Annotated in this window: 27 protein-coding genes; 12 read left to right on the top strand and 15 right to left on the bottom strand. The window is 48.3% G+C overall.

Annotated features, from left to right (window positions below):
• Positions 1–141 precede the first annotated feature (141 nt).
• The 3 genes from thiO to BRW63_RS13830 form a co-directional block, all read right to left on the bottom strand.
• Entirely contained in the window at positions 142–1215 is a 1074-nt protein-coding gene (gene thiO, locus BRW63_RS13820; RefSeq protein ID WP_073072033.1) for a glycine oxidase ThiO, read from the bottom strand.
• 115 nt (positions 1216–1330) lie between these two features.
• Complete coding sequence (locus BRW63_RS13825) at positions 1331–1732, bottom strand: fasciclin domain-containing protein (RefSeq protein ID WP_073072096.1); 402 nt, start codon at positions 1730–1732, stop codon at positions 1331–1333.
• Between the two features lie 222 nt (positions 1733–1954).
• Positions 1955–2302 carry a hypothetical protein gene (locus BRW63_RS13830; RefSeq protein ID WP_073072035.1) on the bottom strand — a complete coding sequence of 116 codons (348 nt, stop codon included), beginning with the start codon at positions 2300–2302 and terminating at the stop codon, positions 1955–1957.
• 263 nt (positions 2303–2565) lie between these two features.
• On the opposite strand from BRW63_RS13830, the gene cimA reads away from it, so the two are divergent.
• Complete coding sequence (cimA, locus tag BRW63_RS13835; RefSeq protein WP_073072036.1) at positions 2566–4200, top strand: citramalate synthase; 1635 nt, start codon at positions 2566–2568, stop codon at positions 4198–4200.
• A gap of 165 nt (positions 4201–4365) precedes the next feature.
• Entirely contained in the window at positions 4366–4608 is a 243-nt protein-coding gene (locus BRW63_RS13840; protein WP_244913195.1) for a DUF4327 family protein, read from the top strand.
• A 125-nt stretch (positions 4609–4733) separates the two neighbouring features.
• Here the strand turns inward: BRW63_RS13840 and BRW63_RS13845 are convergent, their stop codons facing one another.
• Complete coding sequence (locus tag BRW63_RS13845) at positions 4734–6329, bottom strand: serine/threonine phosphatase (RefSeq protein WP_073072040.1); 1596 nt, start codon at positions 6327–6329, stop codon at positions 4734–4736.
• Positions 6330–6473: 144 nt separating this feature from the next.
• Here BRW63_RS13845 and gatB point away from each other — a divergent pair, with 144 nt between their 5' ends.
• From gatB to BRW63_RS13860, 3 genes are all read left to right on the top strand, one after another.
• Entirely contained in the window at positions 6474–7958 is a 1485-nt protein-coding gene (gatB, locus tag BRW63_RS13850) for an Asp-tRNA(Asn)/Glu-tRNA(Gln) amidotransferase subunit GatB (RefSeq protein WP_073072041.1), read from the top strand.
• A 274-nt stretch (positions 7959–8232) separates the two neighbouring features.
• Positions 8233–9579, top strand: coding sequence for a bifunctional ornithine acetyltransferase/N-acetylglutamate synthase (gene argJ / locus BRW63_RS13855; protein ID WP_073072043.1), 1347 nt, complete (start codon positions 8233–8235; stop codon positions 9577–9579).
• Between the two features lie 4 nt (positions 9580–9583).
• Entirely contained in the window at positions 9584–10138 is a 555-nt protein-coding gene (locus BRW63_RS13860) for a P-loop NTPase family protein (RefSeq protein WP_073072045.1), read from the top strand.
• A gap of 272 nt (positions 10139–10410) precedes the next feature.
• Here BRW63_RS13860 and BRW63_RS13865 read toward each other — a convergent pair whose 3' ends face one another.
• Both BRW63_RS13865 and BRW63_RS13870 read right to left on the bottom strand, forming a co-directional pair.
• A complete protein-coding gene (locus BRW63_RS13865; RefSeq protein ID WP_073072047.1) occupies positions 10411–11043 on the bottom strand; it encodes a class I SAM-dependent methyltransferase in 633 nt (210 codons plus the stop codon).
• 186 nt (positions 11044–11229) lie between these two features.
• Positions 11230–12408: a site-specific integrase gene (locus BRW63_RS13870; RefSeq protein ID WP_073072048.1), complete on the bottom strand. Its 1179-nt coding sequence runs from the start codon at positions 12406–12408 to the stop codon at positions 11230–11232.
• A gap of 217 nt (positions 12409–12625) precedes the next feature.
• On the opposite strand from BRW63_RS13870, the gene hemH reads away from it, so the two are divergent.
• Positions 12626–13789, top strand: coding sequence for a ferrochelatase (hemH, locus tag BRW63_RS13875; protein WP_073072098.1), 1164 nt, complete (start codon positions 12626–12628; stop codon positions 13787–13789).
• Positions 13790–13857: 68 nt separating this feature from the next.
• On the opposite strand, the gene BRW63_RS13880 is transcribed toward hemH, so the two are convergent.
• On the bottom strand, positions 13858–14478 hold the full coding sequence (locus BRW63_RS13880; RefSeq protein ID WP_073072050.1) for a DUF4126 domain-containing protein: 621 nt from the start codon (positions 14476–14478) through the stop codon (positions 13858–13860).
• 180 nt (positions 14479–14658) lie between these two features.
• On the opposite strand from BRW63_RS13880, the gene BRW63_RS13885 reads away from it, so the two are divergent.
• From BRW63_RS13885 to BRW63_RS13905, 5 genes are all read left to right on the top strand, one after another.
• The gene (locus BRW63_RS13885; protein WP_073072052.1) at positions 14659–15945 is read left to right on the top strand and encodes a Glu/Leu/Phe/Val family dehydrogenase; all 1287 of its coding nucleotides are present in this window, start codon (positions 14659–14661) and stop codon (positions 15943–15945) included.
• A 171-nt stretch (positions 15946–16116) separates the two neighbouring features.
• Positions 16117–16491 (top strand): hypothetical protein, encoded by a 375-nt coding sequence (locus tag BRW63_RS13890; protein WP_223257383.1) that lies wholly within the window; start codon positions 16117–16119, stop codon positions 16489–16491.
• Positions 16492–16648: 157 nt separating this feature from the next.
• A complete protein-coding gene (locus BRW63_RS13895; protein WP_073072056.1) occupies positions 16649–16846 on the top strand; it encodes a type II toxin-antitoxin system HicB family antitoxin in 198 nt (65 codons plus the stop codon).
• Between the two features lie 158 nt (positions 16847–17004).
• Positions 17005–17478, top strand: a complete 474-nt coding sequence (locus tag BRW63_RS13900) for a type II toxin-antitoxin system VapC family toxin (RefSeq protein WP_073072057.1) — start codon at positions 17005–17007, stop codon at positions 17476–17478.
• A gap of 3 nt (positions 17479–17481) precedes the next feature.
• Positions 17482–17685 carry a hypothetical protein gene (locus tag BRW63_RS13905; RefSeq protein WP_073072059.1) on the top strand — a complete coding sequence of 68 codons (204 nt, stop codon included), beginning with the start codon at positions 17482–17484 and terminating at the stop codon, positions 17683–17685.
• On the opposite strand, the gene BRW63_RS13910 is transcribed toward BRW63_RS13905, so the two are convergent.
• Together BRW63_RS13910 and BRW63_RS13915 are read right to left on the bottom strand one after the other, a co-directional pair.
• A complete protein-coding gene (locus BRW63_RS13910) occupies positions 17659–18558 on the bottom strand; it encodes a 4-hydroxybenzoate solanesyltransferase (RefSeq protein ID WP_073072061.1) in 900 nt (299 codons plus the stop codon). The genes BRW63_RS13905 and BRW63_RS13910 overlap by 27 nt on opposite strands.
• A gap of 8 nt (positions 18559–18566) precedes the next feature.
• Positions 18567–19277: a sensor histidine kinase gene (locus BRW63_RS13915; protein WP_181314384.1), complete on the bottom strand. Its 711-nt coding sequence runs from the start codon at positions 19275–19277 to the stop codon at positions 18567–18569.
• Between the two features lie 300 nt (positions 19278–19577).
• Here BRW63_RS13915 and BRW63_RS13920 point away from each other — a divergent pair, with 300 nt between their 5' ends.
• Positions 19578–21233, top strand: coding sequence for a Ppx/GppA phosphatase family protein (locus BRW63_RS13920; RefSeq protein WP_073072065.1), 1656 nt, complete (start codon positions 19578–19580; stop codon positions 21231–21233).
• A 151-nt stretch (positions 21234–21384) separates the two neighbouring features.
• Here the strand turns inward: BRW63_RS13920 and BRW63_RS13925 are convergent, their stop codons facing one another.
• The 6 genes from BRW63_RS13925 to BRW63_RS13950 form a co-directional block, all read right to left on the bottom strand.
• Complete coding sequence (locus BRW63_RS13925; RefSeq protein ID WP_219898493.1) at positions 21385–21564, bottom strand: DUF104 domain-containing protein; 180 nt, start codon at positions 21562–21564, stop codon at positions 21385–21387.
• Positions 21565–21833: 269 nt separating this feature from the next.
• Positions 21834–22604, bottom strand: a complete 771-nt coding sequence (locus BRW63_RS13930) for an Rpn family recombination-promoting nuclease/putative transposase (protein WP_073072067.1) — start codon at positions 22602–22604, stop codon at positions 21834–21836.
• A 110-nt stretch (positions 22605–22714) separates the two neighbouring features.
• Positions 22715–23170 (bottom strand): GNAT family N-acetyltransferase, encoded by a 456-nt coding sequence (locus tag BRW63_RS13935; RefSeq protein WP_073072069.1) that lies wholly within the window; start codon positions 23168–23170, stop codon positions 22715–22717.
• Between the two features lie 169 nt (positions 23171–23339).
• Complete coding sequence (locus tag BRW63_RS13940) at positions 23340–24059, bottom strand: hypothetical protein (protein ID WP_073072071.1); 720 nt, start codon at positions 24057–24059, stop codon at positions 23340–23342.
• Between the two features lie 364 nt (positions 24060–24423).
• The gene (locus BRW63_RS13945; protein WP_073072073.1) at positions 24424–24630 is read right to left on the bottom strand and encodes a hypothetical protein; all 207 of its coding nucleotides are present in this window, start codon (positions 24628–24630) and stop codon (positions 24424–24426) included.
• A gap of 4 nt (positions 24631–24634) precedes the next feature.
• On the bottom strand, positions 24635–25012 hold the full coding sequence (locus tag BRW63_RS13950) for a GIY-YIG nuclease family protein (protein WP_073072075.1): 378 nt from the start codon (positions 25010–25012) through the stop codon (positions 24635–24637).
• Positions 25013–25514: the final 502 nt, after the last annotated feature.

Raw genomic sequence — 25514 nt, forward strand, 5'->3', positions numbered from 1 at the left:
AGACTGACCGACTGCAACTCCGTAAGTTGACCGCCTCGTCGCTGTCGCCAAACCCGAAAATATCGCGTCCCGCCGAGTTATGGATAAAGTTAGGGTGCAATACGAAAAGAATCTCGAATACTACAGCGTAGATTGGGTGTACTACGGATTGAACCGTGACCAGTGGAAAGCATCTAGCAACGGGTCAAATTTTTGGTGCAGAACGAGATTTGCGATCGTCACTCCTGTAATCGGCGCTAATAGAATTCCGTTGCGGTAGTGTCCGGTTGCTAAGGTCAGATTGCGATAGGGACTCGCCCCTAGAATCGGCAGTTCATCGGGTGTGGCAGGTCGAAACCCCCACCAAAACTCTTGAATTGGATCGTTCTGTAAAGCAGGATAGAGCCGAATCGCCGCCGATAAAAGTCTTTGAATCCCAAGGGGCGTATTTCCGCGAGTAAAGCCAACATCCTCGCTGGTTGCGCCGATGATAATCCGTCCGTCTTGTCGAGGCACGAGATAGCTATCTGACCCATACAGCACGGTTTGCAGGGGCATCGATTCGGGTAACATCTGCACCGATAGCATTTGTCCCTTTTTGGGCGTAACGGGAATCGGCAAAAGGGTTTGTGACCAGGCTCCGGTTGCCAGAATATAGTGATCGGCTTGCCAAGTTCCGGCGGAGGTTTGAAGATGAGTGACGCGATCGCCGTTCTGCACAATTTTCTCGACCGTCACCCCAGTTTGAATTTCAACCCCCAATTCTTGAACAGCGACCCATAGCGCTTTGGCTAGCAAGCGATTGTCTACCTGCGCGTCTTCAGGAAACCACCAGCCGCCTATGACATCAGACCCTAAACCAGGTTGACTTTGGTGAATGGTGGCACGATCAAGCCAAACCGATTCTAAATTGTCAGCCTTTAAGGCTAGATTCTCTTGATAAGCGGGTGCCAAGATTCCACAAGCCCAATAGCCCGTTTCGAGTCCGGTGAGTTCTTCTAATTTTTGAGTCCAGTTGGCGTAGAGAGCACGGCTGCGGAGACACAAATCTAGCAGGGGGCTGGGAGGAATGCGTTCGGCTTGAGGAGCAAGCATTCCGGCGGCGGCATGAGTGGCGGCTTCGGTGAAATCGCGACAGACGATCGTCACCGAAGCACCCTGTCGTTTTAGCTCTAGGGCGATCGCTAAACTGATGATCCCGCCTCCAATCACTAAAATCTCACCAGTGGACTTCATCGTTTTACTAAAACTGTGGGATTGACAAAATGCATTTAAACAGTAAGAGACAGTAACTTTTAATCGCTACTGCCTCTTAGTCACTTATTTAATGGTAGTGCCATCCAAGCGTTGGTTACGCAGGAAGCAGCACTGTGTCAATGATGTGGATTACGCCATTATCAGCAGCAACATCAGGGGTCACGACTGTGGAGTCATTCACCTTGACACCGTTAGAAGCATCAATTTTTACGTCTGAGCCTTCAACTGTTTTTGCTGATTTCAGCTTAACGACATCAGCCGCCATCACTTTGCCTGAGACAACGTGATAGGTCAGAATTTTCTTCAGCTTAGGAAGATCCTTGAGCAACCCTTCAACGGTGCCCGCTGGGAGTTTAGCAAATGCTTCATCGGTGGGCGCGAAGACGGTGAAAGGGCCTGCGCCCTTAAGCGTCTCTACTAATCCAGCAGCTTTAACCGCAGCAACTAGGGTGGTGAAAGAACCAGCGTTAACAGCAACATCAACTATATCAGCCATGAATTCACCTAGTTTTTTGTGTAGACTGTTACAGAATAACATATTTTTACAAAAGTTTACGATTCTTATAAATCGGTTTATCGGTAGGGAATGGTCACCAACCATCACTCCGACCTGGCATCTCGACGCACGGCCAGGCGTGAACCTAAACTGACGATGCCGCCTCCAATTACCAAAATGTCAGATGTAGACTTCATCGATCCTAATTATTTCCTACGACAGCTACCATCCTGCTCGTACCACACGCAGTCGAGCCGGGAGAGTGCGCCGCCCTGCGCCAGAATTAGCGGTGCCATCGCTGGGGGATAGAGTGGTCGTGTCGGTTGAAGGGGTGTCACCATTGCTTGAACTGCCGCCTGGTGCATAATTTTGGGTGCCAGGACGGTTGGCTGGGTTATTGGCAGTGATCGATTGACCCCCTGTGCCTTGGGCGTTTGGGTCGGGGATTGCTGTTTGATCCATTTGATTGGTGCCACTTTTGTTAAAGGGAAACACTCCAGCAATGTTTAAGATCCAGGTGACTGCGATCGCCACCAATGTACCCCCAATTATTCTGCCAGGATAATTCATAATCGTCTGATCACTACTTCAGTTGCTTTCAAGTTACCTAAGTTTCAATTAAAACACTTGGCACTGAGGGTAGAGAATTGCCTCTACCCAATAAACTTCCAGACTAGTTCATCGTCTTTGATAGGGATAGTCAGTTTATTGTCCCAGTTTTAGAAGGCTTTGAGCCGAGAAGCTTGTTTACTCTCAAGAACGTTTACGATCGAGGTCTAATAATCGCTTCTAAATCTCCTTAAAATTAAGTTTCTCATTATGTTTAAGCACTTATGACTTCAGATTCTGCTGATCGCGTCTGGATTTACGACACCACGCTACGAGACGGTGCCCAGCGCGAGGGATTATCACTGTCGATCGAAGACAAACTGCGAATTGCTCGTCGCCTCGATCAGTTGGGCGTTCCTTTTATTGAGGGAGGCTGGCCCGGGGCCAACCCCAAAGATGTGCAGTTTTTTTGGCAGCTTAAAGAACAACCGTTGACCCATGCTGAAATGGTTGCCTTTTGCTACACTCGTCGCCCTGGGAAAAAAGCCGCCACTGACCCGATGCTGCAACCGATTCTCGCGGCGGGAACTCGTTGGGTGACGATCGTCGGCAAATCGTGGGATCTGCACGTCATTGAAGGGCTGCAAACTACGCTCGACGAGAACTTGGAAATGATTCGCGACACGATCGCTTATCTCCGCACTCAAGATCGGCGAGTTATTTATGATGCCGAACACTGGTTTGATGGTTATAAATACAACCCTGACTATGCGTTAAAAACGTTGAAGACGGCGATCGCAGCCGGAGCCGAATGGATCACTTTTTGCGACACCAATGGCGGCACTTTGCCTCACGAAATTAGTCAAGTTGTGCAAACCGTTCTCAAACAGCTAGAGCCGCTCTCAGCCCTCAATTCTCAAGCTTTGCCCCAGTTTGGCATTCACACCCACAACGATTCTGAACTCGCCGTAGCAAACGCGATCGCCGCCGTCCAGTCAGGGGTTCGCATGGTGCAAGGCACGATTAATGGCTATGGAGAGCGCTGCGGTAACGCTAATCTTTGTTCAGTGATCCCCAATTTGCAACTCAAGCTCGGCTACGCTTGCATTCAGTCAGAGGCGCTGGCAAAGCTGACAAAATTGAGCCGCTATGTCAGCGAAATTGCCAACCTAGCGCCGGATGATCACGCGCCCTTTGTCGGACTCTCTGCCTTTGCTCACAAAGGTGGGCTACACGTCAGCGCCGTCGAGCGCAACCCGATCACCTACGAACACCTTCAGCCCGATCTGATTGGCAACAGCCGCCGAATTGTGATCTCAGATCAAGCGGGGTTAAGCAACGTTTTGGCAAAAGCCCGCAGTTTAGGCATTGACTTAAATCGGCAAGACCCCACCTGTCGTCAAATTTTGAAGCATCTGAAGGATCTAGAGAGTGAAGGCTATCAGTTTGAGTCAGCCGAAGCTAGTTTTGAACTGTTGATGCGCGAAGCATTGGGGCAGCGATCGCTACCCTTTGAGATTAAAGGATTTCAGGTTCACTATGACCGGGTGCCTGACGGCGAAACGCTGACAGCAAAATCACTGGCAACCGTTAATCTAGCCGTCAACGGTCAAGATATCCTAGAAGCGGCAGAGGGCAATGGCCCAGTTTCGGCTCTAGATGCCGCTTTACGGAAAGCCTTGACTAACTTCTATCCAGAGATCGAGACGTTTTATCTCACTGATTACAAAGTCAGAATTTTAGATGGAGCGGCAGGCACCTCTGCAAAGACTCGTGTTTTAATCGAATCGAGTAACGGCTCTCAGCGTTGGACGACGGTTGGCGTGTCGAGCAATATTCTAGAAGCGTCTTATCATGCTGTTGTCGAAGGATTGGAGTATGGTTTGATGTTGCAGGCGAAAGCATTAGTGCTTTCCTAGAGGATTGATTTCTAGAGATTTTGATCAAAAAGAGTCACTTGTTCCAAATATGAGAAAGTACGGTAACATGAGAAACTAGAAAAGGCACTTCTCGACAAAGCAACCATCCACGTCTTGCTAAGTCCTTGCTATGAAGCGAGCATAAGAAATTAACACAATTTAATCATGATTAAGGAAGGTATGACTCCACAAGTTGCTCACCCGATGGTGAAGCTACAGCGCCAGGTGCGATCGCTGATCGACTCAAAACTGCTCAAACCCAGTGATAGCATTTGGAAGATTGCTCTTCTCTATGGAGATGAGTGGGCTTATTGGAAGCAAGAACTTTTGTCGTTTGAGTTTACGATGCAAGATCCCGTCAGTGAACTGCTATCAGTAGACGCTTGGGACGAAGAAAACGCTGAATGATCAAGTTTGATTAGGACTTACGCAAACCTCGGAGGTTTTAACCAAGAATCAAGCATCGTGACCGACAGAGTGGCTTAAACCTCCGAGGTTTTGGTCAAAATGCGTAAGTCCTGTTGATGCAATTTTCACCAAAGTTGCTCTAGGTTGGGTCTGACTTTGGCACGGATGGCGATCGCTGTAATGTTGTCGTGACCGTTATATTGGTTGGCAAGCTCGATCAGTTGATTTACGCCTTGCTCAAGGTTAGTCAGGGAGCTAACTAGCGGGTCAATATGGGTTGCACAGTGCGTTTCTAGTAGATCGTTGTCTGTCAAACCATCAGACGCGAGAATTAGCACCATGTCTTCGTTGAGTTCAAAAAACTGAATATCAGGACTGATAAAGTTTTCGTCGCGAGGCCCTAGCGCTTGCGTAAGCTGGTAGGCATCTGGGCGGCTATAGGCGATCGTCGCTTCGATACCGCGCTGAATTTCTCGCTGACCAACCTCGTGATCGACGGTGACTTGCTTTAAGCCTCCCTTGCGGCTATAGCGATAGAGGCGACTGTCTCCAACGTGAGCCACGGCAGCCTCGGTGTTTTTAATCAGCAGCAGCACCATCGTAGTGCCCATTCTGCCGCTGCCCGATCGAGCGTTTTGTTGATTGACATCATAAATGGCTTGGTTGGCTAACTGCACGGCTTCACGAATCACTGCCAGAGGCGGAAGCCCAGATGAGTTAGCGGCATCGGCATGCCAATAATTTTGGAAATAGTGCAACAAGGTGTCTACAGCTAACCGACTGGCAACTTCACCGCTGGCATGTCCGCCCATGCCATCACAAAGAATATATAAGCCCTGTGCCCGAACAGTTCTGCTAGACGGGGTTTGATTTTTCTTGATCTGGGTATCAACGCCAAAACAGTCTTCGTTGTGATCGCGAGTTCTTCCGATGTCAGTTCTCCCAGCGTCTTCGAGGCTAAACAACTGCATCGGCAGGACAATGGTCGGCATGTCGTCGCCCTCTTCTTCGGGTTGGAGGGTAACGGCTTCTGAAGCTTCATCCTCAAGGCTCTCTAGAGGAACACTTGTCGGGTCGGGGGTTGGCAGATCTTGAGGGTTAGGAATCATATCGACTTCAGTGAAACTTGCTTGGATCTCGTGAGCGATCGCTTCAAGGCGCGATCGTAGCTCATCGGTTGTTATCAGTTTACCCATTTGCAGATCGGCAATCAGCAAATGCAGCGCTGCTATTTGAGTCTGAGAGCGTTGATCGAGCAGAAATCGCCAGGTTTCGCCCAGGTTTTGCAGCGATGGCGCAGGCAAGGGGTCTTGCATCAATTTCTGTAGACACAACATCTGGTCTTCATCAATTCGCAAGTTTTGGGTGTCTAGCAAGCTCTGACAACACTGCCACGGGGCTAGCGCTTCCCAAGTTGAGACCATTTCATAAAACCAGTGCAACACTTGCGGCATCGATAAGGCATGATCGTCACGCAAGCAATCGATCAGTAACGTGAGGTGAGATCGATCTTCTAAGAGAATATCTTCTGATTCACAAGCATCGTAAACCTGGGGAATGACTTGGTGAAGCTGCGATCGCAGTGTTAAATAAATTTGCACGTCGATCTCGACCTGACGATCGCAATCAAGACAAGCTTCTTGAGCCAAAGAGGTGCCACACTCTTGACAAAATTTGTTTGAACTGGGGTTCTCGAACTGACACTGAGGACAGACAAGCATTCGGGTCTTCCTATTTCCGATGGGGAAGTCTTACCAATCTTACGCAGAATTTCTCTGAGTCGCCGATTCTGTAAAGATTCACTCAAGGTTTGGGAAGCGTTAAAATGGAGTTCAGTTGCCCAGATATATTATTTTTGAGACTTTATGACGACTGCTGCGCCAGCAAAAACTCAATATGAAGCGGTGATCGGGCTAGAAACTCACTGCCAGTTAAGCACCGAAACTAAAATTTTCTCTGACAGTTCTGCCAAGTTTACTGCCGAGCCAAACACTCACATTGACCCGATTTGCATGGGGATGCCAGGAGTGCTGCCTGTGCTGAACCAAAAAGTGTTGGAATACGCGGTCAAAGCCGGACTGGCGCTTAACTGTCAGATTGCGCCTTATAGCAAGTTCGATCGTAAACAATATTTCTATCCTGACCTGCCCAAAAATTATCAGATTTCTCAATTTGATTTGCCGATCGCTGAACACGGTTGGGTCGAAATCGAGCTTTTAGATGCAGACGGCAATCCGGTTCGTAAAAGAATTGGAGTGACGCGCCTGCACATGGAAGAAGATGCCGGAAAACTCGTACATGGAGGCAGCGATCGTCTATCAGGTTCGACCTATTCGCTAGTGGACTATAACCGGGCGGGCGTTCCGCTGGTTGAGATTGTCTCAGAACCGGATTTGCGATCGGGGCAAGAAGCCGCCGAATATGCTCAAGAGGTGCGGCGAATCATGCGCTATCTGGGCGTGAGTGACGGCAATATGCAAGAAGGTTCGCTGCGCTGTGATGTGAATATTTCGGTGCGTCCGATCGGGCAAAAGGAGTTTGGCACCAAAGTTGAAATCAAAAACATGAACTCCTTTAACGCCATTCAACGTGCGATCGATCACGAGATTGAGCGGCAAATTCACGCGATCGAAACCGGAGAGCGCATTCTTCAAGAAACGCGTTTGTGGGAAGAAGGAACGCAACGCACGATTAGTATGCGAATTAAAGAAGGCTCCAGCGATTATCGCTATTTTCCAGAGCCAGATTTAGGGCCGATCGAAGTTCCCTCAGAGCAGCTAGAACAATGGCGCAGCGAGTTACCCGAACTGCCTTATCAAAAGCGTCCTCGCTACGAGACCAACTTCGGACTTTCGGCGTATGATGCGCGGGTGTTGACCGACGATCGCGACATCGCCGAATATTTTGAAGCGGCTGTGGCTGCCAAAGCAAATCCCAAACAAGCCGCTAATTGGATCATGGGCGACATCAGCGCCTATCTCAACAACGAGCGCAAAAGCATCAAAGAGATTCCGTTGACTCCGATCGCGCTGGCTGAATTAACGGCTTTAATCGATGCCAACACGATTAGCAACAAAATTGGCAAAGACATCTTGCCCGAACTGTTGACCAAAGGTGGCTCCCCTAACGAGATTGTCGAGCGTGAGGGCTTGGTGCAAATCTCAGATAGTGGCGCGATCGAGGCGGCGATCGAGGCTGTCATTGCAGCTAACCCCAAAGAGCTTGAGCAATATCGCGGTGGTAAGACAAAACTTCTGGGCTTCTTTGTCGGTCAAGTCATGAAACAAACGGGCGGACGGGCCGACCCCAAAATGACCAATCAGCTCCTGGCAAAAAAACTCAACGGCTAACGAAGAATTCTGATTCTTTTGTGAACTTTTGACGAAAATGCCGATGATTTTGTATAAAAGTTCTTTAAGGGGTTTCACCCCTCACCCCCTTAATGCCATACTGTGCTGAGTAGATGCACCCTGATGACAGGGGGAGTCGTAAAGCGACCCTCCCTTTTTTCTTGTCTTTTGTGAGTGCTTTGTTGTAGAGAGCGACACACCTGTTACTTACGGTAAGCCATGAGCTTGATATAATCGCCTCTCATAGACAGCTCAGGACAGGAGAGGCAATATCATGACATGGCAGAAAATTTCAGGCGGGGTGACGGCACCTAAAGGCTTTCGATCGACCGGAATTATCGCCGGATTAAAGCCTTCAGGCTTGCCAGATCTGGCGCTGATTGTCTCGGATGTAGATGCGATCGCGGCAGGTGTATTCACCACCAGTCAAACTAAAGCGCCTGTGGTTGATTATTGCCAAGAGCGCTTGCAGTCAAAGCAAAGCGCCCGCGCTATTCTCTGCAATGCTGGGCAGGCAAACGCTGCAACGGGCGCTCAAGGAATGCTGGATGCGCTGGAATGCGCTCAGTTAATTGCTCAAGCGCTGACTATCTCTTCAGATCTGGTGCTGCTGGCTTCGACTGGGGTGATTGGGCAGCGTAACAAAATGGAAGCAATTCGGGCGGCGGTTCCTAACTTGGTTGCTTCTCTGAATGAAAATGGCTCGGATGCTACCGCGAAAGCGATCTGCACCACTGACTTAGTGACCAAATCGATCGCTCTCGAAACGATCATTGGCGATCGCCCTGTCCGAGTGGGCGGCATTGCTAAAGGATCAGGCATGATTCACCCCAACATGGCGACGATGTTGTCGTTTGTGACCTGCGATGCTGCCGTTTCTCCTCAACTCTGGCAACAAATGCTGAGTCGAGCCGCCGATCGGAGCTTTAACCAAATTACGGTAGATGGTGACACGAGTACGAATGACACGCTGATTGCTCTGGCAAATGGTCAATCTCGTACTCCTGCGATCACCGAAATGGGCGCAGAGGCAGAAACGCTAGAAGCAATGCTGACTGAAGTGTGTACCTATTTAGCGAAGTCGATCGCACGAGATGGCGAGGGGGCAACCTGTTTGATTGAGGTGCAGGTGTCTGGCGCGATCGACGATGCCTCGGCGCGGCGAGTTGCAAAGACGATTGCGGGTTCTTCGCTCGTCAAGGCGGCAATTTTTGGACGCGACCCTAATTGGGGCAGAATCTCGGCGGCGGCAGGTCGGGCAGATGTGCCGTTTGAGCAAGAGCATTTGCAAATCAAATTGGGCGATTTCTTAATGATGCAAAATGGCCAACCGCAACCCTTCGATCGGGCGGCTGCCAGTAACTATCTCAAACAACAAGCTGACGCGAGTACGCTGCCTCGTCCTGCTGGCACACTGGTGAGCGCTGAGATAAGTAACGAGTTGCTTGTGATGGAAGGAAACCATCCGGTGGCGTTCGATCGAGGAATACCCCACACTCAATATGTCAGTCATCCCGTGATGATTGAGGTCACGATCGGCAACGGGTCAGGCATAGGTCAAGCATGGGGCTGTGATCTCAGCTATGACTACGTGAAAATCAACGCTGAATACACAACCTAAAACGATGTCTGAACTTTGTAAAATCGCGATCGTTGGCACCAGTGGCTCCGGCAAAACCACGTTGGCGCGTCAAACGTCTCAACGGTTGGCGATTCCTCATGTCGAGTTAGATGCCCTGCACTGGGAGCCAAATTGGACTGAAGCGCCGATCGACGTGTTTCGATCGCGAGTTGAGAAGGCTTTGAGCGGTGAATCTTGGGTTGTGGATGGCAACTACAGCAAGATTCGTCCGCTGGTTTGGAGCCGCGCTGACACGATCGTATGGCTCGATTATTCGTTTCCGATCGTGATCGGTCAAATCATTAACCGCACCATTCGGCGGGTTGTGATGCGAGAAGCTTGCTGTAATGGCAACCGCGAGACGTTTCAGAAATCGTTTTTGAGCCGTGATTCGGTGATTGTTTGGGCAGTGCAGACTTATCGGAAAAATCGCAAACGGTATCTGTCTCTATTTCAACAACCAGAATTCGCGCACCTCAAAAAAGTGAGATTGACTTCTCCAAAAATGACGCAAGGCTGGTTAGAAGAGATTTCTCAATCCCGCAAAATCGAAAATTAGGAAGCAGAATCTATCTCAAGGGTGAGGAAACTGCATTTCTCAAGATAGAGCGATCGAGCCACCAAAACAGAGTATATTAATCTTGCGAAGAAAACAAATCAAACTACTTCCAAGTTTCTGAAGCTTTTACCCTTTCTTCTTCACACCCCACGTAAGTTATTTGCTGGGCTATACAGAACCCTTTATTAGAAAAGTTTCGGCTTTTCTGCTGACCCTATCTCAAACAAATAACACGGCAGAGGTTCGCTTCTGTCGTGTTATTTGTTTGAGGACTACGAGGCCGGCTTTTGGGCTTGGATGACCTGGAGACTACCACCTGAATGAAGGGTACGATCGCTCACCTGAAATCCAATTTCTGTTAATAAAGCAGCTACATCAGTTTTAATGAATTGCCACGCCGTTTCTGTCTCAAACAACCAAAAGAAAGCGGCTAATCCTGGCACAAAAATCGGATTGGTTGGCGCATGGAAATCTACCATTGCGAAATAGCCATTAGGCTTTAAGACTCGATAAACTTCTTGCAAAATTTGACGCAATTGTTCGGTTTCCATCTCGTGCATTGCAGCACTGGTGTGGACTAAATCAAACTCATTATCCGAAAGCGGAATTTCTTCAGCAAAGGCTTCTACATAATCTGCTTGAGGCACGTTTTGCTTCGCTCGTTTAATCGAAAGCGGTGAGGCATCTAGTCCTGTAACGTGGCGCGATCGCTGCACTAAAACCTGAGTCGTTTGCCCACTCCCACAGCACAAATCTAAGATTTTTGAGTCTTGAGCGATCGGCAACCCTTGCAATGCCAACTGTCGAAATCGCGATTCTCCACCAACTGCCAGCGCAGCAGCGCGCGAGATGCCATCATATAACCACTGATATTGATAACTGAGATCTCGAAGAATCGTTGCCATTAGACCTCCTGCATGAATAAAATTCTCGATATAAGCTCTCTCAGATCTCGCTCCGCTTAGGTCGGCTTGTGCCCCCTAAATCCCCCATTCTGGGGGACTTTGAGAAGACTTGCGGTTTCAAAGTCCCCCAGAATGGGGGATTTAGGGGGCGTTCCCGAATTCACGCAGGAGGTCTATTGTTTCAACCTATCCTTTATTTCTGCGACTCAACGCGGCTTCTACGGCCTGCTGCTGATCGCGCCGACTAATCCACTGATGATAAGTGCGCGTGTGAACTGCCACCGAATGTCCCATCATTCTGGCTGCAACGGTGTCTGATAACCCGAAGTGAATGGTTCTCACTGCCCACGCGTGGCGCAGATCATAGGGCGAAAAAGGCACACTATAGCGACGAAATTGCGCCGTTACTCGTTGTCCGACCGTTTGTAGTGTAGTTTTTGTGAGATCAGTCTCGATCGTCGGCAAACCACCCTTTTTCAAATCAAATTCTTCAATCCATTCTGGGTAGAACGCCCAAACTTCATGGCTGCCAGTTTTGGTAGTCGGCAAGACTTGAATCATCGTTTCATCTCGACTTAACGCTGAATAGTCACAAAAAAAGACTTCATGATTTCTCAGCCCATAAGTCGCCATGACTCCATAGACAAAACGCCACGCTGGGTTAGGAATCGTCTGCCAGACTGCCACAATTTCTTCGTCAGTTGGGAGCTGCCTGACTTTGGTTTGACTGTTGCCATAGCCACCCCAAAATGTCTTTAACTCAGTGGGAAGTTTGAGATTGAGAAATTCTGCTAAAGCACTCAATGCCGTGCAGCAGACTTGACGACTGCGAGAATTAATTTCAGTTGAGTGAATGGTTTTGTGAATGGCTTCCACGATCGTTAGATGGGGTTGAGCCTCGGCGATCGCTGCCAGCTTTTTTAAATAAGGCGCGTAAGCAGAGTTCCAGGTAGTTTTAGTAGAACCGGGTTTGATTAAGCGATTGGGCTGTGCTAAAAAGTCCTGCTCAAATGCCTGAAGCTGCTCTAAAAAGTTCATCTGACTCAGACGTTTGCCGCCAAAGGTGAGATAACTTTGCCAGTCAAAACTGTTTTGAATCAACTGCGCCGCGATGATCTTTGCTTCTTGCTCAGCTTGCTTCAGCCCTGCATTGGTTGCAGGTAGACCCAAACTCAGACGCTGCTGATAAGGGCGCAACCGCAAACTATCGGGGCGAGGCGGCAACGTCGCCCTCAAATTTAGCTTAATGCCCCGTCGCTCAATTTGCACCCCCATCTGAGCGACTTTTAAGCGCTGATTGAGTTGAGCAATGCGCCCATCGATCGCCTCGCAGGCTTTTGCAGAAATTACATCTATCTCTGCCATGATCTACTAATCTGAATACAAGATCTCAACTTTAGAGGATGATTGGCTTAACGCTCATCCCGTCGAATTAAATGTCAACAATGCTAAACTTTTGTGTCGGAACTATCAAAAATCATGTTTTTCACAAAACAGATTGACCGATTTTCGTCAGACTCATGAAGATTTTATTGTTAAAATCAGTAACGAAGCTGAGAACTCTAAGGAACTTTTAGTAGCCATGGGTCGAGTAGGCGTTTTATTACTTAACTTGGGCGGGCCCGATCGATTAGAAGATGTTCGTCCCTTTCTCTATAATTTATTTTCTGACCCGGAAATTATCCGCCTCCCGTTTCCCTGGCTGCAAAGTCCTTTGGCATGGCTAATTTCAACCTCGCGGGCAAAAAAGTCACAGGCAAACTATCAGCAAATCGGCGGCGGCTCTCCATTGCGGCGCATTACCGAAGAGCAGGCACAGGCACTCCAGCAGGAGTTACAAAAACACGGGCAAGACACCAATGTCTATATTGGGATGCGCTATTGGCACCCATTTACCGAAGAAGCTGTCGCGCAGATTAAACGCGATGGAGTCGATCGTTTAGTCGTTTTGCCTCTCTATCCTCACTTTTCGATTAGCACCAGTGGCTCCAGTTTCCGCTTGCTAGAAGACTTGTGGGCGAAAGACCCAGCGTTGCAGCAGATCAAATACACCGTCATTCCATCTTGGTATGACAGCCCAGGATATTTAGAGGCAATGGCAGATCTGATCGCTCAACAGATTGATCAGTTGCCCAACCCAGATCAGGCTCACGTTTTCTTTAGCGCTCATGGCGTTCCGGTCAGCTATGTTGAAGAAGTGGGCGACCCTTATCAGCGCGAAATCGAAGCATGTGCGCGGTTGATTATGCAGCGTCTTGGCAGACCAAACGCCTACACGCTGGCCTATCAGAGTCGAGTTGGCCCGGTCGAATGGCTCAAACCTTACACCGAGGATGCCATCAAAGAACTGGCTGAGAAAGGCGTTCAAGATCTGGTAGTCGTGCCCTTGAGCTTTGTCTCAGAACACATTGAGACGCTGCAAGAAATCGACATGGAATATCGGGAAGTCGCCGAAGAAGCCGGGATCGAGCGATTCAGCCGAGTTCCAGCTTTAAATATTCACCCGGTGTTTATTAACGATTTGGCAACTTTGGTCGTCAATGCGCTCAATGCCCCAGAAGTAAAATTTGCCGATGTTGTGCATCCTGGAAAGAATGTCAAGATGTATCCTCAAGAAAGCTGGCAGTGGGGTCTCACCACGTCTGCTGAGGTTTGGAATGGTCGGGTGGCGATGATTGGCTTGATCGCTCTGATTATAGAGATGCTGACGGGTCGCGGGCCTTTACACGCATTTGGACTTCTTTAAGCACGATCGCTCAAGCTATCAATAAATTTACCTAGTGGGGATTCTAAATTTAGAGTCCCCATTATTTTTTAGTCACGATCGCGCAACTGACGAGATTCCTCGTTTGGCAAGGAGTCTCGCTGCATTGACTTGCCCGATCGTTCATCGTGTTTTTGCCAACGCCGCCAAGCCTGAGAACTGCGAATTGCCAACCACAAAAGCAGTAGGGCAACAATTCCTCCCTCTCTTGGGGCATCAAAAGCAAACACTACCAAGCAAACGCACAAAGCATCCTGAACGAAAATCAGCCACAGGGGTAAGCCCTGCAAGCGGTAAAACCATCCCACCTGGACGAGTTTTAGCACAAACGCCAGCAGTCCGCCCACGCCTCCCAATATCCCGACCAGCCAGGGAGAAACATCGGTTGCCTGGGCGATCGCCATCCCCATCAAAGCTCCCACCAAAGGACTGAGCAGCAGTTGCACCACTTGCAACACTCGTTGTCCGAGACGGTTTTTTGAGGCAAACACTTCTACCAGCGACCAACTGACCAAAATGCCTAACATAATTGGCGGCGACACCCGGTTTAACAGGGGGACGTGCGTCCACGCATTGCTTCCAGAGAGCAACCCAATCACCAGTAGAGGTAAAGCAATTCTCATTCCTGCTGCTGCCGAAGCCGAGAGCACGGCTAGGAGAAGTTCTAACATGGCAACTTAATCAGGTAGGGATTGTTAAGCAGAGTTGCTGACGAATCGTAAACTTCTAAAACGACATCTACAAGAAGGGCAGTTTCAGGAGGAAGATGAGATCGGGGCAAAGCGAATCTGCTTGAAGGGATATCGTCATTTTTGCACAGGCTTCTCAAGACAAGGGCAAAGACAAATCCTATGGCTGATTCTCTCCTATCTGATGCGGCACAACCGCTAGAAAGAGCACTAAAGCACACCTCCATCTCTGAAGATGCGATCGAGTCGCTCAAGTTTCCCAAAGCTAGTTTGACGGTTTCGATTCCAGTGCGAATGGATAACGGATCGCTGAAGATGTTTCAAGGCTATCGAGTTCGCTATGATGACACTCGCGGGCCAGGAAAAGGCGGCGTGCGCTATCATCCCAACGTGTCGCTTGACGAAGTGCAATCGCTGGCGTTTTGGATGACGTTTAAATGTGCGGCGTTAAGTTTGCCGTTTGGTGGCGCAAAAGGCGGTATTACGGTCAATCCAAAAGCGCTTTCTCGACTGGAATTAGAGCGGCTGAGTCGAGGCTATATTGACGCGATCGCAGACTTTATTGGGCCCGATGTTGATATTTTGGCTCCTGATGTCTACACCAACTCAATGATCATGGGCTGGATGATGGATCAATACAGCATCATTAAGCGACAGATCAGCCCTGGTGTCGTGACCGGAAAGCCAATCACGATGGGCGGCAGTTTGGGGCGAGATGCGGCAACGGCAAGGGGTGCATTTTTTGCGATCGAAACGATTCTACCGAAGTTCGACCGCGTTCCCCAATCCACCACCGTTGCCGTGCAAGGGTTTGGAAATGCCGGGGCGACGCTGGCAGAATTGCTGCATCGATCGGGCTACAAAGTCGTTGCTGTGAGCGACTCGCAGGGCGGCATCTATTCCAAAAACGGGCTGGATATTCCGAGCATTCGGCAGGTCAAAGATGCGACGCGAGGCATTAAAGCGGTTTATTGCGATAGCAGTGTGTGCAGCATCGCCGATCACCAAGTTCTCACGAATGCAGAATTATTAACGCTAGATGTCGATGTGCTGATTCCTGCTGCGTTAGAAAAACAAATCACAGAAGCTAACGCCAAAGATATCAACGCAAAACTAATCTTTGAAGTCGCAAATGGTCCAATCACATCAACGGCTGATTTGATTTTAGAACAACGCGGAATTTATGTGTTTCCAGACATTTTAATCAACGCTGGCGGAGTCACCGTTAGCTATTTTGAGTGGGTGCAAAATCGCAACGGTATGTATTGGACTTTAAGCGAAGTCAATCAAAGTCTTCAGCGCAAAATGATTGAGGAAACCGAACAAGTGTGGGCGATCGCGCACAATCTGTCTGTCTCAATGCGAACGGCGGCTTATATTCATGCTTTAAATCGATTGGGAGAAGCGATCGATGCCAAAGGCACACGCGCCTATTACAACACCCATTAGCGATCGCGTGTTGGCTGGACTGTTTAGCGATCAATGTGTTGCGAGACCTTCAGCTTCTTCTACTATCCTGTTAATGTTTAAGGCCAAGTTAGCGCAAGATTGGCTAGGAGGAGGTTAATCGTGTTTTCGGGATGTATTTGTAAATCAGTAACCTAAATGTGGGCTTGGTTAATGCCGGAAAACGAAAGGAAGAAGATAGTAGGGTATCTTTCACGATGTTCTGATCGTGAACTGCGTGATATTTTGTTCGCTGTTTTTCAAGTTCGCAGACCGAACCCTGAAGAAGATGAGTACAATAAGAACTGCTTTTTTCTAGGTACTGCGTCAAGTCTTTTGGAGAATGGTAAAGGAGAACCAAAACATTGGGGAGCTTATAAAATTGAGGCAATTGCTCATGTTGACAGAGAAGAGTGTGGAGAAAATGTACCAGCAATAGACTGGGGATTCTGCCAATTTGGCGAATGTCAGCAATGTGGAATAGCAGTACGCTCAAACTTGAAACACGGTGTCTGTCCGTTGTGTGGCAGTAAGGTTTATATGAGTTGATAAGGTCGTAGAGTAGCTTTATCATTTGTTTGATGACTGGATGCAACCTAACTACGAAAACTCAGGCTTTTAGAGCAAGTTTTTGAACTCCTCACGAACCTCCTTAAGCATCTATCATGAGATGTAAACGATATAAAATCGTGTTTAAGGAACTCTTATGAAATTCAATGTAACCCTTAACCAAGATGAAGATGGTGTTTGGATTGCCGAATGTCTAGACATCCCTGGTTGTGTGAATCAAGGAAAAACCAAGGAAGAATCACTTACTAACATTCAAGATGCAATTACTGCTTGTTTGCAAATTCGCGCAGAGCGAGGAATGCCGCTCACGATCGAGGGGATGAACGATTTCTAAAATTGCTTGAAGGCTGAGTCTCTCAAATCCATAAAGTAATAAAAATTGGTGGCAAAGCAACCAGGATCGGTTCTCATACATCATCGGTTACAGAAGTCAGGTAGACCAGAATCTGAAGTAGAGTATTCTGGTTCTGAAAACCAAACTTTGTTGCTCTGATGAGTGAAACTGTTTATATCGAAACCAGTATCCTAGGCTACCTCACAGCCCGATCGACTAGGGACTTGATCTTGGCAGCCAACACAGAGGTCACAAAAAAGTGGTGGGAATCTCGCAGGAGTGAATTCACACTTTACATTTCCCAAGTGGTTTTAGATGAGGTGGCACGAGGAGACACGGAAATAGCGGCTCAACGCCTCAATATCCTCAATGAAATTCCTTTGGTAGAACTCAATCAAGCTGTACGAAATCTGTCAGCGCAGTTTCTTACCCGAAGCAATCTTCCTCCTAAAGCCTCCGATGATGCCGCTCATATCGCAGCAGCAACTGTTCACGGGTTAGATTACCTGCTAACGTGGAACTGCAAGCACATTGCGAACGCTCAAATTCAGAGAAAGCTTACGGAAATCAGCCTTGATTTTGGATACCAGCTACCAATAATTTGTACTCCTTACGAACTATTAGGAGATTGAGCTATGTTGCAGAATGAGATTCTCGATGAGATCTACAAAGTTCGTGAAGAACACGCCAAGTCATTTAATTACGATTTAGATGCGATGTTTGCAGATTGGCAGAAAAAGCAAGCAGAGGGTGGAAGAAAAATTGTCAACTTGTCGCCAAAGCGCATTCCAACAGCACCTTCTGATCCCATCTTAGATTCCCGCGATCATCCCAGCTAACAGAATACAGCCGACTACGACATCTAATCTGAGCGCAGGTGAGTGAGGCAAACCGCCACGAGAAAGATTGTAATATTGCCAACTCCACGCGATCGCTGCCACCCCCAACGCGATCCAAAACGTCCACTGAAGCTGCATTACTAAGCCCAGCTTTGCCAATAATACGATCGTGCCCGTATAAAAAACCGCGATCGCTTGCGGGGCAAATTTGCCAAAAAATAGCGCGCTTGAGTTGATCCCAATGCGGCGATCGTCGTCTCGATCGGGAATCGCATAGACCGTATCAAACGCCAGCGTCCACAGAACCGTCGCACCCCACAGCAGCCAGGTTTCGCGTCCCAAGCAGGCAGTCGCAGCCGGAACCGCCGAGCAACTGACCGCACTCCAACTAATTAAGACTGCAAAGCCCCACGCGATCGAAAGCACCAACTGCGGCACCGGAAAAACTCGTTTCGCACCGGGATACAAAACAATAATCGGCACAGCAGCGACACACAGCCAAAACGTTAGCGGATTTAGATAAGATGCCAGACTATAAGCACAGACAAATCCTACTAAGGCCACAACTAGCCCGACTCTGACCGAGAGCGCACGAGATGCCAAAGGGCGGCTGCGAGTGCGTTGCACCTGCGGATCGATATCGCGATCCCACAAATCGTTGATCACACAGCCTGCCGCGCTCGTTGCCAGAGTTCCTAAAATAATGATTCCAACCAACGGGCCGGGAGGCGTTCCGCGTGCGGCTAGAAAGACTGCCCAAAGTGCCGGAATCATCAGAATCAAGCGTCCTTCAGGCTTATCCCATCGCAGCAGACGCACGATCGAGAGCCAGGTAGATTGAGGAGATAAATTCTGTTCAGAGTCGGGCAGCATGGACATTTTTAGGCAGGTTGGGCAATCAACAGCGTGAAATAAAATCGGCTTCCTTCGCCGTGGACAGACTCAAAGCCAATGTGTCCGCCCTGGTTTTCTACCAGTAGTTTACACAGAGATAGCCCCAACCCCGTGCCAGAAATGTTGGCGCGATCGTGATGGCGGACTCGATAAAACCGCTCAAACAGCCGCGCCTGGGCATCTGCCGGAATGCCTAAGCCGTGATCGCGCACCCACACTTCGACAAAACCTTCAGAATTGGGGGTTGCACCAATCTCGATCGCTGAATCAGCAGGCGAATATTTGATCGCATTCGACAGAAGGTTAGTTAAGATTTGGGACACTTGCCAGCGATCGCCCCACACATCTGGTAATGCCTGAATGTGATTAGTGATTAAAGGACTGTGGAATTTGCTCCTCACTTCTTCGACTAGGCTGCTCAGACAAAACGCGATCGGACGGGCTAACATCCCCGCTTCAAGATCTCGAAGCGCAACCAGGCTTTGAAGCAGGTCTTGAAGATGCTGGACTTGCTGCTGAACGAGATCTAAAAACTCTTGGCGCTGGTCTACGTTCAGATCTTCGCCCAACAACTGCACCGAGCCTTGCAGAGACGTGAGCGGAGTTGCAAGCTGGTGCAACAGCAGATGAATAAATTGGGTTTGGTCTTCAACCTGCTGCTGAAGCAGTTTTTTGTCTTCAAGAAGAGTCTGAGTCAAGGTTGAATCGAGATTATTGTGGGTCAAAAAAGCTTCACCATCTGACTATTTACATTATGTTACAAATCTACGCGATCGATTACTTTTTCTTTACAGCGTGTCCTTCATCTACCTAGATTTCAAGCAGGATTTTCTGTTCAAGAAATTGGTGTAAAAACTAAGTCCAAGAACCCTTAAGATCAGGCTGTCACTTTACAGATCGAGGAACTGCTCTACGGTTTCTTCGTTCTCTAATCTGGGTAGTTTCTCGATTTTTTCAAAGACTTGTTTAACGTTGGGTTCCCTTTGATCGTCCCTCCCATGCTTGATTCAACCGCCAAATTTAAAGAAACGCTGGTGAACAGTTCAACCCCAACCGTCGATCGAGCGCGCATTCTCGCCGCGATCGATGTCGGAACCAACTCAATTCACATGGTCGTGACGCAGATTCAGCCGTCGCTTCCTGCTTTTACAGTCATTGAGAGAAATAAAACAACTGTGCGTCTGGGCGATCGCTGCAAGCAAACCGGGCGGTTAACTCCAGAGGCGATGCAACGGGCGATCGTGGCGCTTAAACGATGTCAAGATATTGCCAAAAGCTTGAATGCAGAGCAAATCATCGCAGTGGCGACTAGTGCGGTGAGAGAAGCCCCCAACGGGCAAGAATTTTTGCAGCAAGTCGAAGATGAACTGGGTCTGTGGGTGAATCTGATTTCGGGCACCGAAGAAGCTCGAAGAATTTATCTGGGTGTTTTGTCGGGCATGAAGTTCGACAATCAGCCCCACATCATCATTGATATCGGCGGTGGCTCGACCGAGTTGATTTTGGGCGACGGGCACGAACCTCGCACTCTCAGCAGCACCAAAGTTGGAGCCGTGCGCCTCACCTCGCAGTTGATCACCACCGATCCGATCAGCAATGTAGAGTTTCAGCAACTGCAAGCCTATATTCGGGGCATGTGGGAGCGCCCGATCGACGAGTTGCGATCGCAGCTTAAACCCGGCGAATGTCCGCGTATGGTGGGCACCTCTGGCACGATCGAAACCCTGGCGATTTTGCACTCTCGCGACAAATTCGGGACGGTGCCTGCGCCGCTCAATGGCTATCAGTTTAGTCTCAAAGACCTACGCGAGTGGGTCAATCGTTTGCGAAAACTTAGCTACGCCGATCGCCTCTTAATTCCCGGCATGAACGATCGGCGGGCAGAAATTATTTTGGCTGGGGCGCTGATTTTGCAAGAAGCGATGACGCTGCTGGGCACCGACTCGATCGTGATCTGTGAGCGATCGCTGCGAGAAGGTGTGGTGGTCGATTGGATGCTTGCTCACGGACTGATTGAAGATCGGTTGCGCTATCAAAGTTCGGTTCGTCAGCGTAGCGTGTTGAAAACGGCTCAAAAATATCAAGTTAATTTAGACCACAGCCAACGGGTTGCCGAGTTTGCGCTGAGTTTATTTGATCAGACTCAAGGCGTGTTGCACAGCTGGGGTGGCGAAGCGCGCGAGTTGCTCTGGGCGGCAGCAATTTTGCACAACTGTGGGCATCACGTTGGGCATTCGTCTCATCACAAACACTCTTATTATTTAATTCGTCACGCTGAGTTGTTGGGTTACACCGAGATCGAGATTGAAGCGATCGCTAACCTGGCCCGCTATCATCGCAAAAGCAATCCCAAAAAACGTCACGAAGGTTATCGCAACCTGACTAGCAAAAAGCATCGCAAAATTGTCGAGCAGCTAAGTCCTTTATTGCGGCTGGCAGTCGCGCTCGATCGCCGACAGATTGGCGCAATTCTCTCAGTGCAGTGTGAATATGTGCCAGAGCAGCAAGCCATGCGTCTATTAATTGACAGCCGTCAGCCGATCGATGATTGCGCTCTAGAATTGTGGAGCTTGGACTATAAGAAGGACAGTTTTGAGACGGAGTATGGCATCAAGCTGGTGCCTGTTTTACGATCGTCCCTTACGTCTCAATAGCGAAAAAGTTGCTCAGAACGGTGCAGTTGTGCGGTTGCCAATAACCTTTGCATCCAAATTAAGATCTCAGATTAGCCCGCTCCAACCGGGTTGTTACGCCGTGCAGGTTCAAGGAATTTTAAATGGATTGACATAAATCAGGATGTTAGTGTCAACGGCGTTCATACAGCGTTTCCCGTGTGAACCGAGGAGCATTGAGCGGAATTGGGTTTTGCTGCATTCGCTCAACCAGCGATTTCAAAAACCGTTGTTTGGCTTCTAGATCAGAAACCGGCGGCGACACAACTTGAGGAGACTGAATTAATAACTCAACCTCAGTCCCTTCAGGCAATTCAAAAGCTGATTGAAGAAAAATGTACCATTACGGTAAATTGCTTTCAGAGGTTGAGGCATAGGGAAAGCTCCATGCTGATTGTTTAACCATGCCTCTAAGCATAATCGATCGCCCCACCATTAACCGCAAAGCACTACCTTACCAGCAACCTTGTGCCAAATTAACCTACCGACAGATAGCGTGTTACGCCCTTACCGAGAATTGGCGGCATAGCATTCCCATTAGGCCGCGTCTCCAGGAGCGACTTCCCGCGCACAGATTCAGGTTTAGTTTTGTGCAGACTCATTCATCTGCTGTTGAAGTTGTCGGACTTCCTCGATCGATAAGCCCGTTCCGCGGGCAACGGTTTCAACCGATAAGCCTTCTCGTAGAAAGTTGAGTGCGATCGAGCGTTTTGCTCTCGCTTCTGTTTCTTCCTGAATCGAACGGTAAATCACAGATTCTTGCATAATGTCTCTCCGCACTAGACTATAAATTACGTCCTGCTCTAATCTTAACCCAGCGAGAATTGCTGAGGCTGCCATCAAATTTGCCTGTGTCGTTGACTCTTCAATCTGATCTACAATTTGAGTCACTTGGCGTAACGTCTCCGCTGGATTTGCAGTCCGTCCCAGTGCTGCAAAGGGCAGCAGTCCAGGATATTGCAGAAAGAGTGAGGGGGGTTGCTCCCACAGTCGAATTACATCAAATTCATGACGAGTGCGTTCCATTACATAGGCTGTCTGATAAACAAGTTCAGAAGTAGTAGGCTTCAGGTAGATCACCACTTGTCGCATGGTTTTATTTCTGTAGCGTCGCTTCCCCCGAACCCGATAATCCAACATCCGAAATGGGATTTCCTCCTTCGGTAAAGTTTGAAACTCAATGTGAAGGATGGATTCATCGGACTGGAGCAGGATCATCGCATCGGCTCGAATGGGATCGAGGGAGAGTTCAGAAGGTTTGATTTCTGTCAGGGTGACAGATTCTCCCAGGAGCCAACTAGCGAAATCGGCTGAGAAGTGTTCAGCAAGGAATCGGCAGGTATCATCATACATGCAGGAGATTTTACAACTGACTACGCGAATCTGATTTTGAGTAAATCCAAAGTTTGATGAATGATTGTTGCGGAGCGATCGCGATTCAACGATTTTGACGCACAGTCATCTCATTTGTGTTTCTCCATGAACACAAACGACAATTTCTTGTTTACTTCTTGGCTCTTGAAAACCGTATACCCAAGCCGCTCATAAAGCTGAATATTGCGATCGCTCTTATCTCCGGTGAACAGTTCAAACCGATGCACCTGCTCAAAACGTGATTCGAGTTGATTCATTAACGCCGTACCGATGCCGTGCCCTTGATGATCAGGATGAACAATAAGCCGTTCGACATAGCAAGTATCTCCTGCTTGATACCCTCTGACTGAGCCTACAACTCTGTCCTCAACTTGAGCTTTCAAGAAAACTTTATAAGCGAAATCTCTTTTCAACTCGTCTAGGGTTTGTATCAGGGGTGGAATGCGAAAGTCGCTATATAGTTGCGCTTCGCTCTGGTATGCCAGCTTTTGCAATTCGAGAATAGTCGCAGCATCCTCAGACAAGGCTCGTATGATGTTTTCCATCACTTCAAAGTGTCACTTTCTAGAACGCTCCATAATGGCGGCATAACGTTCCGGCTGAGCGGTTGCAAGTAACCTTTTCATCCTCACCGAGATCTCTCTTCAGTCCGCTCCAGCCGGGTTGTTGTGCCGCCGCGCTTGCAGAAATGATTCTCAAACCCAGCAGATTAAGTCACCTCTTCAATTTTCTCTTATTTGGTGCTGATTCTAATAAGCCTGCACCATATGCAACAAATCTATCATCTGGTAGGAGACCTCTTTCATGCATTTGTGTAGCCCATTTTCTCGTAGTTTCATGGCGGTAAGTTTTTCTTTTCCATACCTTGCTGAGATACTCTGTTACAAAGTAGAAGAGCAATATTGAGTCAATCACAAATAAAACTAATGTTTGGGCATTCCAAGTTGGATCACATAAAAAAAACAATAAAACTGCAACGGTTGAAGGAGCCAGAGTAATAAGCATCATCGGAAGATGCCATATCCAAAAAATCTTTGGAAACTGGCTGCCATTTGAACTTGCATACCAACCCATTACTAGCGGGTATACTCTATTGACACGGATCTCAAGCAACTTAAGATAATCTGCCATGTCGTAAATAAGAGCGGTATGATAAGTCGTTAGCAGTCCAAATAAGGATGTTGTCAAAGGCACAAGCAAAAGAATTTCTGTACTATATCTGGCATTTGTTGTGTTGCTGTTGAGAATATTCAATGCAAGACCAAGCAGAACACCTGCTGTAGCAGTACTAGATGTTAATAAAGTGACGCGGTGACCCATACGGGCTTGCGCCTCTGCACGCAGACTCTTGTACTCCTCAAGAATGCATTGGAGTTCATCCTTCTTAAATGCTTGGTCAAGAAACTCATCTCGGTTGAGGGACTGCTCAGGCATAAAGCTCTTAACTCCATGTATTGAATGGGATATCTCATGCTTCAACTATCACTGCGGAAATTTCGGAAAGGGTCTAACAATCGCACTTTACGCACAACTTTCAAACTACTGCCTTAGCCAATATCTCAGGCGGCATAACTTAGTTGAGCCGCAACCGCAAGCGGTTCTGCTCACTGACGAAGAATGCAAATTCGGTTGTCGGCTCCAACGCTAGTTAGATCGTAGCGTCACGAAAATTTTAGCATACAGTACAAGTGAACTAAATGGCGCTGTCGATCTAACGTTCCCCTTCAGCGGCGGCAAAGAACTGAACTCAGCACAGAAGAATTGTGCCCGTCCGCTGCAAGGGGGTTGTTAGACCGCGCTATTGCCCCCGTCCTGGTTTGCAATCTGTAAAACCCAATGCCTCTGTGTCTAGAAAGCTTGCGATCGCCATCTCAATCACTGCTTCAATGGGATACTCAATTTCAGCAGCATGTTCAACCAGAGCCTTCCGAATTCGCTCAGGCAATCGCCCTAAAATGACTTCAGCATCAGCCGGAGAAAGTTGCTCTTGGAGTTTGGCTTGCATAGCATCACCTTTCAGTGGGAATCTGGGCGTTGTAAGGGGGTTCAGTCGCTCTTAGAATAATGGCTTCTAGCTCCAATAGTAGCGCGGGGTTTCCCCAATGCGAAATGACCTGTACTGCGATCCGCACATCTTCGTCGTTGTACTTGTCGAGCCAAGCCCACAAAAAAGCTTTATGCCCACCACTAAAGCGACCGCGTAAACTCTTTGTTTTACCGATATAGAGCAACCCATCAGTTTTGTGCCGAATTGCATAAATACCAGGACGCGCAGGAATACTACTAAACTCACGGCTTAATAGTTGGCACTGCTCAAAAGGGGTGAACGCGATCGCATCTAGAATATTTTGGGCTTGAGCTTGCAACTCAGAATCACTTATTGACATGGGAATCAGAAATTTGACCGCACAAAATTATATTCCTATGTGGACTCAGAGTAAGCATTTGTTGGAGTTTCTAGCCATTGAATTTAGGTCGTTGATTATAGCCGATGCTAGGGTCGTTCGCTCTAAATAGCAAAATATATTCTACTTCCTTCGTATTAACTTCTTGATTTGAAGCTGTTTCTGACTCCCAAAGTATTTCTTTCCTAATTGCAAAGTCTCTTCTTTCAATAGTCCGGACAGTTTTTTGAACGGTTCCACAAGGCTTTCAGGGCTTGTAGTTCCAGGATCGAGCCATTTTATCAAAGTTAGCTTTGCCTCAACACTTCGGACAAATTTAGGCGGCGATAATGCCGTAGTCACAAAGGGTTGGATAGTTGGGGTGGGATTTAATCAAGGTTGGCTCCAAGTCTAAGAGGGTGTTTTAAAAGTCAGGTGAAGCGTAAAAAAGCTCTCCGGTAATACGCTGTAAATACAACAACTACAGCACCGAGAGAGCAACATG

The sequence above is a fragment of the Phormidesmis priestleyi ULC007 genome, from assembly GCF_001895925.1.
Classification (GTDB): Bacteria; Cyanobacteriota; Cyanobacteriia; order Leptolyngbyales; family Leptolyngbyaceae; genus Phormidesmis_A; species Phormidesmis_A priestleyi_A.

Excerpts from the sequence above, each read along its gene's own strand:
- thiO (WP_073072033.1), bottom strand. The coding sequence starts at position 1,215 with ATGAAGTCCACTGGTGAGATTTTAGTGATTGGAGGCGGGATCATCAGT.
- BRW63_RS13825 (WP_073072096.1), bottom strand. The coding sequence starts at position 1,732 with ATGGCTGATATAGTTGATGTTGCTGTTAACGCTGGTTCTTTCACCACC.
- BRW63_RS13830 (WP_073072035.1), bottom strand. The coding sequence starts at position 2,302 with ATGAATTATCCTGGCAGAATAATTGGGGGTACATTGGTGGCGATCGCA.
- cimA (WP_073072036.1), top strand. The coding sequence starts at position 2,566 with ATGACTTCAGATTCTGCTGATCGCGTCTGGATTTACGACACCACGCTA.
- BRW63_RS13840 (WP_244913195.1), top strand. The coding sequence starts at position 4,366 with ATGATTAAGGAAGGTATGACTCCACAAGTTGCTCACCCGATGGTGAAG.
- BRW63_RS13845 (WP_073072040.1), bottom strand. The coding sequence starts at position 6,329 with ATGCTTGTCTGTCCTCAGTGTCAGTTCGAGAACCCCAGTTCAAACAAA.
- gatB (WP_073072041.1), top strand. The coding sequence starts at position 6,474 with ATGACGACTGCTGCGCCAGCAAAAACTCAATATGAAGCGGTGATCGGG.
- argJ (WP_073072043.1), top strand. The coding sequence starts at position 8,233 with ATGACATGGCAGAAAATTTCAGGCGGGGTGACGGCACCTAAAGGCTTT.
- BRW63_RS13860 (WP_073072045.1), top strand. The coding sequence starts at position 9,584 with ATGTCTGAACTTTGTAAAATCGCGATCGTTGGCACCAGTGGCTCCGGC.
- BRW63_RS13865 (WP_073072047.1), bottom strand. The coding sequence starts at position 11,043 with ATGGCAACGATTCTTCGAGATCTCAGTTATCAATATCAGTGGTTATAT.
- BRW63_RS13870 (WP_073072048.1), bottom strand. The coding sequence starts at position 12,408 with ATGGCAGAGATAGATGTAATTTCTGCAAAAGCCTGCGAGGCGATCGAT.
- hemH (WP_073072098.1), top strand. The coding sequence starts at position 12,626 with ATGGGTCGAGTAGGCGTTTTATTACTTAACTTGGGCGGGCCCGATCGA.
- BRW63_RS13880 (WP_073072050.1), bottom strand. The coding sequence starts at position 14,478 with ATGTTAGAACTTCTCCTAGCCGTGCTCTCGGCTTCGGCAGCAGCAGGA.
- BRW63_RS13885 (WP_073072052.1), top strand. The coding sequence starts at position 14,659 with ATGGCTGATTCTCTCCTATCTGATGCGGCACAACCGCTAGAAAGAGCA.
- BRW63_RS13890 (WP_223257383.1), top strand. The coding sequence starts at position 16,117 with ATGCCGGAAAACGAAAGGAAGAAGATAGTAGGGTATCTTTCACGATGT.
- BRW63_RS13895 (WP_073072056.1), top strand. The coding sequence starts at position 16,649 with ATGAAATTCAATGTAACCCTTAACCAAGATGAAGATGGTGTTTGGATT.
- BRW63_RS13900 (WP_073072057.1), top strand. The coding sequence starts at position 17,005 with ATGAGTGAAACTGTTTATATCGAAACCAGTATCCTAGGCTACCTCACA.
- BRW63_RS13905 (WP_073072059.1), top strand. The coding sequence starts at position 17,482 with ATGTTGCAGAATGAGATTCTCGATGAGATCTACAAAGTTCGTGAAGAA.
- BRW63_RS13910 (WP_073072061.1), bottom strand. The coding sequence starts at position 18,558 with ATGCTGCCCGACTCTGAACAGAATTTATCTCCTCAATCTACCTGGCTC.
- BRW63_RS13920 (WP_073072065.1), top strand. The coding sequence starts at position 19,578 with ATGCTTGATTCAACCGCCAAATTTAAAGAAACGCTGGTGAACAGTTCA.
- BRW63_RS13930 (WP_073072067.1), bottom strand. The coding sequence starts at position 22,604 with ATGTATGATGATACCTGCCGATTCCTTGCTGAACACTTCTCAGCCGAT.
- BRW63_RS13935 (WP_073072069.1), bottom strand. The coding sequence starts at position 23,170 with ATGGAAAACATCATACGAGCCTTGTCTGAGGATGCTGCGACTATTCTC.
- BRW63_RS13940 (WP_073072071.1), bottom strand. The coding sequence starts at position 24,059 with ATGCCTGAGCAGTCCCTCAACCGAGATGAGTTTCTTGACCAAGCATTT.
- BRW63_RS13945 (WP_073072073.1), bottom strand. The coding sequence starts at position 24,630 with ATGCAAGCCAAACTCCAAGAGCAACTTTCTCCGGCTGATGCTGAAGTC.
- BRW63_RS13950 (WP_073072075.1), bottom strand. The coding sequence starts at position 25,012 with ATGTCAATAAGTGATTCTGAGTTGCAAGCTCAAGCCCAAAATATTCTA.